Origin of the sequence: Bradyrhizobium sp. SZCCHNRI2009, assembly GCF_032485115.1 — a bacterium.
Classification (GTDB): domain Bacteria; phylum Pseudomonadota; class Alphaproteobacteria; order Rhizobiales; family Xanthobacteraceae; genus Bradyrhizobium.
On sequence record NZ_JAUEUH010000005.1, the window covers coordinates 192,955 to 207,201 of the forward strand.

General features: G+C 66.1%; 13 protein-coding genes. 4 read left to right on the plus strand and 9 right to left on the minus strand.

Translation table 11 applies throughout. The features are described from left to right. Positions 1-18 precede the first annotated feature (18 nt). From QX041_RS19275 to QX041_RS19295, 5 genes are all read right to left on the minus strand, one after another. Positions 19-819, minus strand: a complete 801-nt coding sequence (locus QX041_RS19275) for a hypothetical protein (RefSeq protein WP_316166283.1) — start codon at positions 817-819, stop codon at positions 19-21. A gap of 219 nt (positions 820-1,038) precedes the next feature. After that, positions 1,039-1,548 carry an OsmC family protein gene (locus tag QX041_RS19280; RefSeq protein ID WP_315715155.1) on the minus strand — a complete coding sequence of 170 codons (510 nt, stop codon included), beginning with the start codon at positions 1,546-1,548 and terminating at the stop codon, positions 1,039-1,041. Between the two features lie 57 nt (positions 1,549-1,605). After that, a complete protein-coding gene (locus QX041_RS19285) occupies positions 1,606-2,391 on the minus strand; it encodes an ABC transporter ATP-binding protein (protein ID WP_316166284.1) in 786 nt (261 codons plus the stop codon). Further along, on the minus strand, positions 2,391-3,242 hold the full coding sequence (locus tag QX041_RS19290) for an ABC transporter permease (RefSeq protein ID WP_316166285.1): 852 nt from the start codon (positions 3,240-3,242) through the stop codon (positions 2,391-2,393). The genes QX041_RS19285 and QX041_RS19290 overlap by 1 nt, the downstream gene beginning before the upstream one ends. 326 nt (positions 3,243-3,568) lie before the next feature. Further along, complete coding sequence (locus QX041_RS19295; protein WP_316166286.1) at positions 3,569-4,543, minus strand: aliphatic sulfonate ABC transporter substrate-binding protein; 975 nt, start codon at positions 4,541-4,543, stop codon at positions 3,569-3,571. A gap of 196 nt (positions 4,544-4,739) precedes the next feature. On the opposite strand from QX041_RS19295, the gene QX041_RS19300 reads away from it, so the two are divergent. From QX041_RS19300 to QX041_RS19310, 3 genes are all read left to right on the plus strand, one after another. Beyond that, the gene (locus QX041_RS19300; protein WP_315715151.1) at positions 4,740-7,535 is read left to right on the plus strand and encodes a [protein-PII] uridylyltransferase; all 2,796 of its coding nucleotides are present in this window, start codon (positions 4,740-4,742) and stop codon (positions 7,533-7,535) included. A 94-nt stretch (positions 7,536-7,629) separates the two neighbouring features. After that, positions 7,630-7,995: a DUF1304 domain-containing protein gene (locus tag QX041_RS19305; RefSeq protein ID WP_315825557.1), complete on the plus strand. Its 366-nt coding sequence runs from the start codon at positions 7,630-7,632 to the stop codon at positions 7,993-7,995. Positions 7,996-8,374: 379 nt separating this feature from the next. Next, positions 8,375-9,601, plus strand: coding sequence for an ABC transporter substrate-binding protein (locus QX041_RS19310; RefSeq protein WP_315715149.1), 1,227 nt, complete (start codon positions 8,375-8,377; stop codon positions 9,599-9,601). Between the two features lie 259 nt (positions 9,602-9,860). Here the strand turns inward: QX041_RS19310 and QX041_RS19315 are convergent, their stop codons facing one another. From QX041_RS19315 to QX041_RS19330, 4 genes are all read right to left on the minus strand, one after another. Beyond that, the gene (locus QX041_RS19315; RefSeq protein WP_315715148.1) at positions 9,861-10,478 is read right to left on the minus strand and encodes an ATP-dependent Clp protease proteolytic subunit; all 618 of its coding nucleotides are present in this window, start codon (positions 10,476-10,478) and stop codon (positions 9,861-9,863) included. Positions 10,479-10,521: 43 nt separating this feature from the next. Beyond that, the gene (locus QX041_RS19320; protein ID WP_315715147.1) at positions 10,522-10,881 is read right to left on the minus strand and encodes an SRPBCC domain-containing protein; all 360 of its coding nucleotides are present in this window, start codon (positions 10,879-10,881) and stop codon (positions 10,522-10,524) included. After that, the gene (locus QX041_RS19325; RefSeq protein ID WP_315715146.1) at positions 10,878-11,192 is read right to left on the minus strand and encodes a metalloregulator ArsR/SmtB family transcription factor; all 315 of its coding nucleotides are present in this window, start codon (positions 11,190-11,192) and stop codon (positions 10,878-10,880) included. Before QX041_RS19325 ends, QX041_RS19320 begins: the two co-directional genes overlap by 4 nt. Positions 11,193-11,427: 235 nt before the next feature. Then, positions 11,428-11,856 carry a DUF1330 domain-containing protein gene (locus QX041_RS19330; protein ID WP_316166287.1) on the minus strand — a complete coding sequence of 143 codons (429 nt, stop codon included), beginning with the start codon at positions 11,854-11,856 and terminating at the stop codon, positions 11,428-11,430. Between the two features lie 154 nt (positions 11,857-12,010). On the opposite strand from QX041_RS19330, the gene QX041_RS19335 reads away from it, so the two are divergent. Then, complete coding sequence (locus QX041_RS19335; protein WP_316166289.1) at positions 12,011-14,209, plus strand: penicillin-binding protein 1A; 2,199 nt, start codon at positions 12,011-12,013, stop codon at positions 14,207-14,209. Positions 14,210-14,247: the final 38 nt, after the last annotated feature.

Below are 14,247 nucleotides of genomic sequence, written 5' to 3' on the forward strand. Positions count from 1 at the left end.
GCAATGACTTGGAGAGACCTATCGGACAGCAGCGACCTTCCGTCGCCCCAGCCACCATAGTCCGAGATTCCAGCCGACGCAGGTCGCCAGCGCACCACTCAGGCCGGCGGCGGCGCCGAGGTGCAGGCTGCCGAGGTGCAGCACCAACACGGCCAGCGAGAAGCCGATCAGGCCCCAGGCGCCGTTGGCCAGCACGGCCGCCGTCGCCGGCCCGCCGATGCGCGGCTGCAGGATCAGCATCATCGAGGTGAAGACGATCGGAAAAAGCGCCAGGATGCCGGACACGCTGGCGCCGGCCCAGCCGGACACCGAGGTGACGGTGGCAACGAGCGTTGCCACCAGCGAGGCGCGCAAGGGCACGTCGTACCAGCGCCGGGTGATCAGCGGCATCTTCGCATGGCGATAGCGCTGCAACAACGGCAGGCAGATCGCGAAAGTGACGATGTTGGCGACGATGCCCATCAAGAGCGTCCATTGCACGCTCTTGATCAGCGCGGCGAGACCCAGCCACACCGCGACCGCGGTGGCGCTTGCCACCAGCACGCTGCGGCGCTGCGCCAGCACGGCATAGGCAAGGCTGAGGAAGATCGTCGCGGCATTGATCGGCAGGCTGGTCAGCGCGCCCTGCGCGATGAAGGCGGCATCGTGATCCAGCGCCAGGAAAACGTAGGTCGGGCCGGCCGAGATCGGCAGGGTCGCGACCAGCGCGCCGATCACCGGGCCGGTGCGCTCGGCGATCATCGACGCCGACACCACGAACGACGCCGCGATCGCCATGCGCAGAGCCAGCAGCAGCAGGAAGGAGGGATCGAGGGACATCAGTTCATGCTGCGCAGGCGGTGGGCTCCCTCCCCCGCCTGCGGGGGAGGGCTGGGGTGGGGGCGCGGCTCGGGTGGCGATGATGGGGTGTGCCGTGTGGAGAGAAGTCCCCCACCCGCCTCGCATCGGCGATGCGAGGCGACCTCCCCCGCAGGCGGGGGAGGCGCAGACCGAGCGAGCCTCAACAGCTTGTCTCCTCAGAGGCAGCGCCGCCGCGCACTACACCCGCTTCAAGCTGACAGACACCTTCGGGCCGTTCTTGATGGTCTGATAGACCACGCAATAGCGCTCGGTGAGCTTGAGGAGGAGGTCGAGCTTGTCCTGTGGCGCGTCGGTGTCGACCTCGAAGCGCAGACGGATTTCCTGGAAGCCGACCGGCGCCTCCTTGTCGACGCCGAGCGTGCCGCGGAAATCGAGATCGCCTTCGGCGAACACGTGGCCGCTCTTGAGCGGCACCTCGACTGCGGTCGCGACCGATTTCAAGGTGACGCCGGCGCAGGCCACCAGAGCCTCCAGCAACATGTCGCCGGAGCACAGCTCGAGCCCCGAGCCGCCGGTTCCGGGATGCAGGCCGGCCACCGCCATCGCGCGCCCGGTCTCGAGCTTGCAGGTCAGCCCCTCCTGCCCGACCTCGCCCTTGGCCTTCAAGGTGATCACGGCGGCGGACGGGTCGGCCTTGTAGCGTTCCTTGATCGGCGCCTGCATGGCGCGCAGCTCGGCAGCATCCATTTGTCGTTCTCTCCCGGATTTATTTCAGACGAGATGTACCGGGCCGGGCCGCCAAAGTCACCACCACAGGCCGCCGCCGGGCTCACGCCTGCCCTGCGTGTCCGGCATCGTCCGGTCGAGCGAGCGGTCCAGCGCGGTCAAGACATGCCGCTTGAACTGCTCGAACAAGGGCGCGTTGCGGTCGCGCGGCCGCGACAGATTGATGGTGATCTCCTCGAACAGCCGGCCCGGATGCGGCCGCATCACCAGCACGCGGTCGGCCAGCACCACGGCCTCCTCGACGTCGTGGGTCACGAGCACCAGCGTCGGGCGCGTATCGGCCCAGAGATCGAGCAGATGATCCTGCAGATCCTTGCGGGTGAAGGCATCGAGCGCAGAGAACGGCTCGTCGAGCAGGAGCACCTCCGGCTGCGCCACCAATGCGCGGGCGATCGCGACGCGTTGCGCCTGGCCGCCGGACAGTTCGCGCGGCCAGACCTTGGCCTTGTCGGCGAGGCCGACACGTTGCAGCGCCCGCGCGACACGGTCGCGACGCTCGGCCGCCGGCAGCTCGGACAGGCCGAAGCCGATATTGTCGGCGACCGTGAGCCACGGCAGCAGCCGCGGCTCCTGGAAGATGATGCCGACCTTGGGATGCGGCGCAATGATCGCCTCGCCGTCGAGCGTCACGGCGCCGGCGCTGGCGCGGTCGAGCCCGGCGATGGTGCGCAACAACGTCGACTTGCCGCAGCCGGAGCCGCCGATGATGGCGATGATCGCGCCGAGCTGGATCCCGGCCGAGAACCGCTCCAGCGCGTGGACACCGTTGGGATAGACCTTGGTAACGGATGCGAGCTGCAGCATCAGGCCGCCCCGCTCTGGCGCGCGAAACTGTCCTGCCAGCGCAGCAGCGGCGCGGTTGATATCTCCAGGAGCCAGTCGGTGACCTTGCCGATGATCGCGAAGATGACGATGGCCGCCACGATCTGTGCCGGCTTGCCGAGCTGCTGGCCGTCGATCAGGAGGTAGCCAAGCCCTTCGGAGGCGCCCATGAACTCGGCGGCAACGACGAACATCCACCCCAGGCCGAGGCCGACGCGCAGCGCCACCACATAGGCCGGCAGCACCGCGGGCAGCAGGATGCGGCGGATCATGGCCGGTCCGGACAGGCGGAAAACGCGGCCGACCTCGACGATCTTGCGGTCGACCGAAAGAATGGCCCCGGTCAGGCCGAGATAGACCGGGAAGAACACGCCGACTGCGATCAGCGCCACCTTGGAGGTCTCGAAGATGCCGAGCCACAAGATGAACAACGGCACCCAGGCGATCGACGGAATCGCACGCAGCGCCTGGATCGTCGGATCGACCAGCCGGCGCGCGAAACCCCAATAGCCGCAGATGCCGCCGAGCAGCGTGCCGGCGGCGAGGCCGAGGCCGAAGCCGATGCCGACGCGGGTCAAGGTCATCGTGATGTGGCGGGAGAGTTCGCCGGAGCGGGCGAGCTCGGCGATGGTGGTGAAGACCTTCGAGGGCGGCGGCACCAGCCGGCCGTTGGACCAGCCGGCCCGGACGGCAAGCTCCCAGGCGAGTGCGAGCGATAGCGGCAGCAGCAGGCCCACCAGCGGCCGCGCGAAGCGTGCGAGCCGCGGCGTGGTAGCGGTCTGGGATGTCGGGGCGGCCGAAGCCGGTGCCTGCAATTCGACGGTCATGGTCATAGTGAGAACAGTGTCTCGCGCGGGAATGCAAGGCGTGGCGTTGGCGGATAGTCGTGGTGGCCGATCAGCATGGTGACCAAGGACGGCGCCCAGCAATCGCTGTCGTCCCGGCCTTGCGCCGGGACCCATACTCCGCGGCGGTCGTTGTGGAGCGAGATGCCGCTCAAGCGTGGTCAACAACAGGCGTCACGGAGTATGGGTCCCGGATCTGCGCCCGCCAACGCCATCGCGTTGGCGAGCTTGTCCGGGACGACACCGGTTTTTGATCGCCGGCTCTTGGCATAGGCGATTTGGCGCAGCGGCCTATTGCCCGAGCCGTGCAAGTCCTAATTCGTCGGCAACGGGACCTGGTCGTCGATCAGGGCGTCCAGCGTGGCCTTCACATCCACCTTGGCATCGACGACACCGGCCTGCTGCAAAGCCAGGCCAGCGGCCAAAATCGACTCGCGCTGGGGTGCGCCGATGCGGCTATGGGTCAGCTCGGTGCGCTCCTTGAGCTGCTTGTCGACCACCGTCTCAGGCAGCTTCGTGACGGCGATGAAGGTCTTCTTGAGGTCGTCGTAGTTGGCCAGCGCGTCCTTGCGCGCGACCTCGTAGGTGGCGAGCACGCGGCGGACGATCTCCGGATTGTCCTTCAGGAACTGCTCGCGCACGTTCAGGATGCCCCAGGTGTTGGCGTCGGCCTTGCGGTAGAACAGCCTGGCACCCTCCTCGACCTCGGCCTGCGCCATCATCGGATCGAGCCCGGCCCAGGCGTCGACGTCGCCGCGGATCAGCGCCGCCTTGCCGTCGGCGTGCTGCAGCAATACCGGCGTGATGTCCTTGTCGGTGAGGCCCGCCGACAGCAGCGCGCGCACCAGGAAGATGTGCGGATCGGTGCCGCGGGTCACCGCGACCCGCTTGCCCTTGAGGTCGGCCACAGAGGCAATCTTGGAATCCTTGCCCGTGACCAGCGCGGTCCATTCGGGCCGCGAATAGACGTAGACCGACTTGATCGGGTTGCCGTTGATCCGGGCGACCAGCGCGGCGGAGCCGGCGGTCGAGCCGAAGTCGAGCGAGCCGGCGTTGAGGAATTCGAGCGCCTTGTTGGAGCCGGCCGACTGCACCCAGACGATGCTGATGCCGTCCTTGGCGAACTCCGTCTCCAGAAGTCCTTTCTGCTTCAGCACCAGCGACACCGGATTATAGGTCGCCCAATCGATGCGGATCTCCTTCACCGGCTCGGCCGCGCGTGCAGCGCCGCATCCCAGTAGAACCACGGCCGCAACCGCAGCAAATCCGCGCCTCGACAATCCACCCATCGTCACCCCTCCAACCCTCAAGAAACATTGCTGTTGTTTCAATGAGTTATGCCAGGGGCGCGCGAGAATTGCTTTTCCTTTCGACGGCACCGTTCAGAACGATCATCATCCCGTGAGCACCGATGACAGCATGGATCAATTGTTGCATTGGAAGTTTCGTGACAGCACAGGCCTTGTTCGATATCCGGTTGCATCCATGGACAGCGTCGCCCCCCATTCCCACCCTGATAGCCTTTCCGATTTCGACAGCGCCGGCATCGCGGCTGCGGTCGACGCGTTGGCCGCGCAGCATTCGGGACGCGAGGACATGTTCCGCGCCGCCGTGGTGCAATTCCTCAAGGCCGAGCTGGTCAAGGCGCGCGCGGCGGCCCAGGCGCAACTGTTGAAGGACCGCCATGGCCGGCGCTGCGCCGAGCAGCTCTGCTTCGTGCAGGACGAGATCATTCGCATCCTCTACGCCGCCGCCACCCAGCACCTCTATCGCTCGCAGGTGCCGAGCGGCGCCGAGCGCATGGCGGTGGTCGCCACCGGCGGCTATGGCCGTGGCCTGATGGCGCCGGAGTCCGACATCGATCTCCTGTTCATCCTGCCCTACAAGCAGACCGCCTGGGGCGAGCAGGTCGCCGAAGCCATTCTGTACTCGCTGTGGGACATGGGATTGAAGGTCGGCCACGCGACCCGCTCGGTCGACGAGTCGATCCGCCAAGCGCGCGGCGACATGACCATCCGCACCGCCATCCTGGAGACGCGCTATCTCGCGGGCGACCGGCCGCTCTATGACGAGCTGGTCGCGCGCTTCGACACCGAGGTCGTGCAGGGCACCGCAGCCGAGTTCGTCGCCGCCAAGCTCGCCGAGCGCGAGGAGCGGCACCGCCGCGGCGGCCAGTCGCGCTATCTGGTCGAGCCCAACGTCAAGGACGGCAAGGGCGGCCTGCGCGACCTGCACACGCTGTTCTGGATCGCCAAATACGTCTACCGCGTGCGCGAGACCGCCGAATTGGTCGAGCGCGGCGTGTTCGACGCGCATGAATACCGCACCTTCCGGCGCTGCGCGGACTTCCTGTGGTCGGTGCGCTGCAACCTGCATTTCGTCAGCGGCCGTCCGGAAGAACGGCTGTCGTTCGACCTGCAGCGCGAGATCGCGGTGCGGCTGGGCTACACCAGCCATCCCGGCATGCAGGATGTCGAGCGCTTCATGAAGCACTACTTCCTGGTCGCCAAGGAGGTCGGCAATCTCACCGCCATCCTGTGCGCCAAGCTCGAGGACCAGCAGGCCAAGCCGGCGCCGGTGCTGAGCCGGATGATCTCGCGCCTGACCACCGGCGCCACCTGGCGGCGCGTGCCGGAGAGCGACGACTTCATCGTCGACAACAACCGCATCAACCTCGCCGCGCCCGACGTCTTCAAGCACGATCCGGTCAATCTGATCCGCATCTTCCGGCTGGCGCAGAAGCACAACCTCGCCTTCCATCCCGACGCGATGCGCGCGGTCACGCGCTCTTTGAACCTGATCAACACCGAGCTGCGCGACGATCCCGAGGCCAACCGGCTGTTCATGGAGATCCTGACCTCCAACGATGCCGAGGTCGTGCTGCGGCGGATGAACGAGACCGGCGTGCTCGGCCACTTCATTCGCGCCTTCGGCCGCATCGTCTCGATGATGCAGTTCAACATGTATCATCACTACACGGTCGACGAGCACCTGATCCGCTGCATCGGGTTCCTGCAGGAGATCGAGCGCGGCGGCATCGACGAGTTCACCCTGGCCTCCGACCTGATGCGCAAGATCCGGCCCGAGCACCGCGCTGTCATCTACATCACCGTGCTGCTGCACGACGTCGCCAAGGGGCGGCCCGAGGACCATTCCATCGCCGGCGCCAAGATCGCGCGCCGGCTGTGCCCGCGGCTCGGCTTCAACAATGCAGACACCGAACTGGTCGCCTGGCTGATCGAGGAGCATCTGACGATGTCGACGGTGGCGCAGTCGCGCGACCTGTCGGACCGCAAGACGATCGAGAATTTCGCCGCCGTGGTGCAGTCCGTCGAGCAGATGAAGCTGCTGACCATCCTGACCACCGCCGACATCCGCGGAGTCGGCCCCGGCGTCTGGAACGGCTGGAAGGCGCAGCTGCTGCGTACGCTGTATTACGAGACCGAGCCGGTACTGACCGGCGGCTTCTCCGAGGTCAACCGCGCCAAGCGCATCACCGCAGCGCAGGCCGAATTCCGCAACGCCTTCACCGACTGGCCCGAGGACGAGCTCAACACCTATATCGGCCGGCACTATCCGGCCTACTGGCTCAAGGTCGAGCTGCCGCGCAAGATCCGCCATGCCCGCTTCGTGCGATCGAGCGAGGATGCCGGCCACAAGCTCGCGATCAATGTCGGCTTCGATCCGGCGCGCGGCGTGACCGAGCTGACGATCTTCGCGATGGACCATCCGTGGCTGCTGTCGATCATCGCCGGCGCCTGCGCCTCCGCCGGGGCCAACATCGTCGACGCCCAGATCTACACCACGACCGACGGCCGCGCGCTCGACACCATCGCGATCTCCCGCGAGTATGAGCGCGATGAGGACGAAGGCCGCCGCGCGACGCGGATCGGCGAGACCATCGAGCAGGTGCTGGAGGGCAAGCTGCGGCTGCCGGACGCCGTGGCGCGGCGGACCACGCGGGGCAAGCAGCACAAGGCATTCTCGGTCGAGCCGGAGGTCACCATCAACAATCAATGGTCGGAGCTCTACACCGTCATCGAGGTCTCCGGCCTCGATCGCCCCGGCCTGCTGTACGAGCTGACCACCGCGATTTCGAAGCTGAATCTCAACATCGCCTCGGCCCATGTCGCCACCTTCGGCGAACGCGCCCGCGACGTGTTCTACGTCACCGACCTCCTGGGCGCGCAGATCAACGCGCCGACCCGGCAGGCCGCGATCAAGAGCGCGCTGCTGCATCTGCTGGCGAACGACGACGCGGCCGCTCAACCGGCGGCATGAGCGACCATCGCGCGGCCCTGAGCCGCTCGGAGCTCGATTTGAACGAGGGGACCGGCACCAGCGCCGGCCCACGCAGGCTTGGGGGAGCCGAACCATGGCATTGATTGCAGGCATCGTCGTCGGGCTGATCGGCCTGCTGCACGTCTACATTCTGGTACTCGAGATGTTTCTCTGGACCAAACCGGCCGGCTTGAGAGCGTTCAACAACACGCCGGAGCGCGCGGAGCAGACCAAGGTGCTCGGCGCCAATCAGGGCCTCTACAACGGCTTCCTCGCCGCCGGCCTGTTCTGGGGCCTGGCGCACCCGACGCCGGCCTTCGCGTTCCAGATCAAGATCTTCTTCCTGCTCTGCGTGCTCGTCGCCGGGCTCTATGGCGCCGCCACCGCCAGCCGCAAGATCCTGTTCATCCAGAGCGTGCCGGCCACGATCGGCCTGGTGCTGGTTTGGCTCGCGGGCTGAGCCGGGCTGTATCTCCATCCTCTGTGTCGTCCCGGACAAGCCGTGACGCGCACAAGCGCGTCGCGGCGCCGATCCGGGGCCCATAATCCCAGGCAGCGTTTTGGGGCAGGATCGCCACTCCGAGCCGTAGCCACACGACGGCCTGTGGCCATGGATCCCGGCTCTGCGCCCGACGTCGCTGCGCGACGCCGGGCTTGGCCGGGACGACACCGAACTTGTTGAGCCAGTTGGGCTCATCATAGCGACATCGACGGAACCGCCGCACCCGTGCTCCCCTCGCCTTGCGTCCGCCCAGCCCTTCCTCCACACTCCCTCCCAGCGATGGCGCCCCGGTCGGGCAGACCAGCCGCATAACAAATCAGGAGGAACGATAGACCCCATGCGACAGGGATATTTCCGTCTTGCAGGGGCGGCCGCTTTGGCCGTCACCCTCTCCGTCACGTCAGCCTCGGCCCAGAAGAAGTACGACCCCGGCGCCTCCGACACCGAGATCAAGATCGGCCAGACCGTGCCGTTCTCGGGTCCCGCCTCGGCCTATGCCTCGATCGGCAAGACCCAGGCCGCCTATTTCAACATGATCAACGAGCAGGGCGGCATCAACGGCCGCAAGATCAAGCTGATCCAGTATGACGACGCCTATTCGCCGCCCAAGGCCGTCGAGCAGGTCCGCAAGCTGGTCGAGGACGACGGAGTTCTGCTGACCTTCCAGATCATCGGCACGCCGTCCAACGCCGCGGTCCAGAAATACCTCAACGCCAAGAAGGTGCCGCAGTTGTTCGCCGCCACCGGCGCCACCAAGTTCACGGACCCCAAGAACTTCCCGTGGACCATGGGGTACAATCCCAACTACTTCACCGAGGGCCGCATCTACGGCCAGTATATTCTGAAGGAGCATCCCAACGCCAAGATCGGCGTGCTCTATCAGAATGACGATCTCGGCAAGGACTACCTGAACGGCATCAAGGCCGGCCTCGGCGACAAGGCGTCGACGATGATCGTGTCCGAAGCCTCCTACGAGGTTTCCGATCCGACCATCGACTCGCAGATCCTGAAGATCAAGTCGGCGGGAGCCGACCTGTTGTTCTCGGCCGCGACGCCGAAACAAGCCGCGCAGGCGATCAAGAAGCTCCATGAGCTCGATTGGCACCCCGTGCACATTGTCGACATCAACGCGACCTCGGTCGGCGCGGTCATGCAGCCTGCGGGCCTCGACGCTGCCAAGGGCGTCATCTCCGTCAACTACGGCAAGGATCCGCTCGACCCGCAGTGGAAGGACGATCCGGGCCTGAAGCGCTATTTCGATTTCATGGCCAAGTATTATCCCGAGGGTGACAAGAACTCGAACTTCAACACCTACGGCTATTCGACCGCGCAGCTCCTGGTCACCGTGCTGCAGATGTGCGGCGACAACCTGACGCACGAGAACGTCATGAAGCAGGCGGCGTCGCTGAAGGATGTAACCGGCGACTTCTCGCTACCGGGAATGAAGATCAACACCTCGCCGACCGACTATCGCGTCAACAAGCAACTGCAGATGATGAAGTTCAACGGCGAGCGCTGGGAGCTGTTCGGCCCGATCCTGGAGGACAAGGGCGCGGCGGGCTAGCTGCACTCGACGTCGTTCCAGGGCGTCGCGACAGCGACGAACCGGGAAATCTCGAGAGTCCGGGTTCGATGCTGCGCATCGCCCCGGAATGACGCGGTCAACATCGATGGTACGGGGCTGCGCGATGGCGCGGCCCCGTTCTGCATTGCGGCACGGGTTGCGCCCGTTCGCCGCTGCGTGCGCTCGCCGACGGTCATTCGACCGCATCGCGGGTAACGACGGCTGTTGCGGCAGGATCCGCCGCCGCGTCGAGGGAGTATCAGTCGTTGATGACGTCACCCAGGTCGCGTTGCTTGACGACGCGGTCGATCAAGCCCCACTGCAAGGCTTCGTCCGCGGTCATGAAGTGATCGCGATCCAGGGTGCGCTCGACGTCCTCATAGCTGCGCCCGCAATGCTCGGCGTAGAGCCTGATCATGCGGTGCTTGGTCTGCTCCATCTCCCTCGCGTGAATCAGGATGTCGGACGCCTGGCCCTGAAAGCCGCCGAGCGGCTGATGGACGTGAAGGCTTGCATTGGGCAGCGCCGTCCGCTCGCCCGGCTCTCCCGCCATCAGAAGAAACGAGCCCATCGAACGCGCCGTTCCCATGCAGAGCGTGTGCACCGGTGCTTTGACGAATTGCATCGTGTCATACATCGCCAGGCCGCTGGTGATCACGCCGCCGGGTGAATTGATGTAGAGATGGATCGGCCGCTTTGGGTTCTCCGCCTCGAGGAAAAGCAGTTGCGCGCAGACCAGGGCGGAGACCGTATCGTTGACCTCGCCGTTGAGGAAGACGATCCGCTCGCGCAGCAGCCGCGAATAGATGTCGAAGGATCGCTCTCCCCGGCTCGACTGCTCGATGACCATAGGGACGAGTTGCATCGTGTCGCGCATGCGCGAGCTCCCGGTTTCAGTGAGGTGTCGGTGACTTGGAGAATCAGGCCGCGCGCATCAGGCTGCGCCTGTTGCTGTTCGCCGCCGACGGCGTCCGCCGCATCAGCGTCGTGGCGACCAACCCGTGAATGATTCTGAGCCTGGTGCCGCCCTCGGCATTGGGCATGACCTGGAACGTCACGATGCTCTCCAGGAACGGCGGTTCGTGGTCGCGCATCCGGTAGCGGACTTCTTCGCCGGGCGTCGCGGAGATTGGCGCAGCATCGGCGAGGTCGCCGCGCGGCAGCCAGTTCTCGCGCAGCGCAGGAATGCTGATGGCACGCCAGACCTTCTCCGGCGGCGCGTCCAGTTCGTAGTCGAGCACCAGATCGTCGCTCTGCAGGTCAGCCTTGATATCGGTCATTGGTCCATGTCCTTCAGCACGGCCTTCAACGCATCGACCCGCGACGGCCAGTAGGCACGGTACTTCGCCAGCCAGCGCGCGATCTGCGCCAGGCCCTCCGGATCGACCTCATAGTTGACGAAGCGACCCTGCCGTTCTTCCCTCACCAATCCCGCGCTTCGGAGAACCGCGAGGTGCTGGGACATCGCCGGCTGGCTGATCGTCAGACCCTCGCGAAGCGCGCTGGCATTCATGCTGCCGTTCGCCAGCTTCTCGAAGATCGCGTATCGCGTCGGATCAGCCAGGGCCCTGAAGATGTCACTCTCGATCATGCCAACACATAAGCATAAACTTATGTGTCGTGCAAGCGTCACTGGATCAGCATTCGCTCTCACCCAGCCCACTGCCGCGCTCCCTCCCCCCTTGTGGGGGAGGGTTGGGGAGGGAGTAGCCACGGAGACGGTCGCCCGGAGCGCCCCCTCTCCCTAGCCCTCCCCCACACAGGGGGAGGGAACGTACCTTTTGCTTGGCGACTGGGAACTACCAATCTTGCTGGTGTAGTCAGACTTACACCGCTGGCACCTCGCCAAAGTTCTTGCTCACCGGCAGCACGGCGTGGCGGATCAGGCGCGAGTCTTCGACCGCCGCCTGGCGATGCTTCACCGCCTCGCGATAGACGGGATCGCGGATCATCTCGACGAAGGCCTGCACGCTCGGATATTCGGCGATGAAACAGTGGTCCCAACGTTCGTCCTGCGGACCGATCAGCATCAGCTCGAAGCGGCCCTGCCAGACGATGCGGCCGCCGAGGCGCTCGAACACCGGGCCGCTCTCGCGGCCATAGGCGGCATAGGCTTCCGCGCCGCTGACCTTGCGTCCATCGGGATAGGCTGCCTCCCCGCGCAGCCGCACCAGGTTCAGCATGTGGATCGGCCCCGGGCGGTCGTTCTCCCGAAACTGCGCGAACACCTCCTTGGTGGGATCGATATGGCCCATGAACTCCCTCGCCTGTTGTTGTTTACCTTGGCTTAACCATAACGCGGCGTTAGCGGCGCGAAACTCCTAATCGCGCGTTAAGGTCTTTCTAACTGCCCCTTAAACTCCGGACGTTACCGTGGTCGGACGGCGGGGTCGCGGGCTCGGGTTGCGTATGGCGCGGGGACGGAAACAGGGCGGCGGACGCAAGGAGCCGCGATTCGGTCTTGCGGCCGCGATGGCCGATCTGCGCCTCGGCCCCAAGGATCGCATTCCCTCCGACGACACGCCCAAGAAGTCAGTTGCAAAGACTGCAAAGAAAAGGCCGGTCGAGCCCGACGACGAGGACGATGTGCCGGCGCGCGAGCCGAAGGCCTCGACACCGAAACCAAAGCCGAGACGTGGCAAGTCGCGCTGGGGAATGTCGATCGGGCGCATGTTCTACTGGGCGCTGGTCTGCGGCCTGTGGGGCGTGATCGCGCTGGTCGGCGTCGTGATCTGGGCCGGCGCGCATCTGCCGCCGATCCAATCGCTGGAGATCCCCAAGCGGCCGCCGACGATCGAGATCGTGGGCTATGACGGCACCATGCTGGCGCAGCGCGGCGAGATGGCCGGCGCCAACGTCGCGCTGAAGGATCTGCCGCCCTATCTGCCGAAGGCGTTCATCGCCATCGAGGACCGCCGCTTCTACCAGCATTTCGGCATCGACCCGATCGGCATCGCCCGCGCCGTCGTCGCCAACATCCTGCATCGCGGCGTGTCGCAGGGCGGCTCGACCCTGACGCAGCAGCTCGCCAAGAACCTGTTCCTGACCCAGGAGCGCACGCTGGCGCGCAAGCTGCAGGAGGCGGAGCTGGCGCTGTGGCTGGAGCGCAAATATTCCAAGCGCGAGATCCTCGAGCTGTATCTCAACCGGGTCTATTTCGGCTCGGGCGCCTACGGCGTCGAGGCCGCAGCGCAGCGCTATTTCGGCAAGTCGGCGCGGCAGGTGACGATCGGCGAAGCCGCGATGCTCGCAGGTCTCGTCAAGTCGCCGTCGCGGCTGGCGCCGAACCGCAACCCGGAGGGCGCGGCCAAGCGCGCCCAGACCGTGCTGGCGGCGATGGCGGAGGCCAAGTTCATCACCGAGGCCCAGGCGCAGGCCCAGATCGCGCATCCATCCGTCGCGGTGAAGCCGGCCGGCGCCGGCACCATCAACTACGTCGCCGACTGGATCGGCGAGGTGCTCGACGACCTCGTCGGCCAAGTCGAGGAGTCGATCGTGGTGGAGACCACGATCGATCCGAAGCTGCAGAGCGTGGCGGAAGCGGCCATCATCGACGAGCTCGCGGCGAAGAGCGTCAAGTTCAACGTCAGCCAGGGCGCGCTGGTGGCGATGACCCCCGACGGCGCCGTGCGCGCCATGGTCGGCGGTCGCAACTATGCCGACAGCCAGTTCAACCGCGCCGTAACCGCCAAACGCCAGCCCGGCTCGGCGTTCAAGCCGTTCGTCTATCTCACCGCGATCGAGCAGGGCCTGACGCCGGACACGGTCCGCCAGGACGCGCCGCTCGATCTGAAGGGCTGGAAGCCGGAGAACTACACCCGCGAATATTTCGGCCCGGTGACGCTGACCCAGGCGCTGGCGATGTCGCTCAACACGGTCGCGGTGCGCGTCGGCCTCGAGGTCGGACCGAAGAACGTGGTGCGGACCGCACACCGGCTCGGCATCGCCTCCAAGCTCGATCCCAACCCGTCGATCGCGCTCGGCACCTCCGAGGTGTCGATGATCGAGCTGGTCGGCGCCTACGCGCCGTTCTCCAATGGCGGCCTCACCGTCTCGCCGCATGTGGTGACGCGGATCAGGACGCTCGACGGCAAGCTGCTCTACATGCGCCAGACCGAGCAGCCGGTGCAGGTGATCGAGCCGCGCAACGCGGCGATGATGAATCAGATGATGCAGGAGACGCTGATCTCCGGCACCGCGAAGAAGGCGGAGATCCCGGGCTGGATCGCTGCCGGCAAGACCGGCACCAGCCAGGATTTCCGCGACGCCTGGTTCATCGGCTACACCGCGCATCTCGTCACCGGCGTCTGGCTCGGCAATGACGACAACTCGCCGACCAAGAAGGCGACCGGCGGCGGCCTGCCCGTCGAGGTCTGGACCCGCTTCATGCGATCAGCGCATCAGGGCGTGCCGGTCGCGGCGCTGCCGAACGCGCAGGGCTCGGGCCTGGTCCCGACCCTGGCGCAGATCGCCTCGCAGATCACGGCGCCATCCGCGCCGGCACCGAGCGCACGCTCGGCGCCGCCGAGCCGCGGCAACGCGCGGCCGGAAGCCGCCGCGGGCCTCGACGGCTGGCTGGTGGATCGATTGTTCGGTGGAAAGCGCTGAGCCGGCGAAGATGAGGTGAGAGGCGCATCCGCGAGGGG

Bases quoted from the DNA above. Each gene is read 5' to 3' on its own strand.
- QX041_RS19315 (WP_315715148.1), bottom strand. From the start codon at position 10,478: ATGCGCGACACGATGCAACTCGTCCCTATGGTCATCGAGCAGTCGAGC.
- QX041_RS19280 (WP_315715155.1), bottom strand. From the start codon at position 1,548: ATGGATGCTGCCGAGCTGCGCGCCATGCAGGCGCCGATCAAGGAACGC.
- QX041_RS19310 (WP_315715149.1), top strand. From the start codon at position 8,375: ATGCGACAGGGATATTTCCGTCTTGCAGGGGCGGCCGCTTTGGCCGTC.
- QX041_RS19325 (WP_315715146.1), bottom strand. From the start codon at position 11,192: ATGATCGAGAGTGACATCTTCAGGGCCCTGGCTGATCCGACGCGATAC.
- QX041_RS19305 (WP_315825557.1), top strand. From the start codon at position 7,630: ATGGCATTGATTGCAGGCATCGTCGTCGGGCTGATCGGCCTGCTGCAC.
- QX041_RS19295 (WP_316166286.1), bottom strand. From the start codon at position 4,543: ATGGGTGGATTGTCGAGGCGCGGATTTGCTGCGGTTGCGGCCGTGGTT.
- QX041_RS19330 (WP_316166287.1), bottom strand. From the start codon at position 11,856: ATGGGCCATATCGATCCCACCAAGGAGGTGTTCGCGCAGTTTCGGGAG.
- QX041_RS19290 (WP_316166285.1), bottom strand. From the start codon at position 3,242: ATGACCATGACCGTCGAATTGCAGGCACCGGCTTCGGCCGCCCCGACA.
- QX041_RS19285 (WP_316166284.1), bottom strand. From the start codon at position 2,391: ATGCTGCAGCTCGCATCCGTTACCAAGGTCTATCCCAACGGTGTCCAC.
- QX041_RS19320 (WP_315715147.1), bottom strand. From the start codon at position 10,881: ATGACCGATATCAAGGCTGACCTGCAGAGCGACGATCTGGTGCTCGAC.
- QX041_RS19275 (WP_316166283.1), bottom strand. From the start codon at position 819: ATGTCCCTCGATCCCTCCTTCCTGCTGCTGCTGGCTCTGCGCATGGCG.
- QX041_RS19300 (WP_315715151.1), top strand. From the start codon at position 4,740: ATGGACAGCGTCGCCCCCCATTCCCACCCTGATAGCCTTTCCGATTTC.
- QX041_RS19335 (WP_316166289.1), top strand. From the start codon at position 12,011: ATGGCGCGGGGACGGAAACAGGGCGGCGGACGCAAGGAGCCGCGATTC.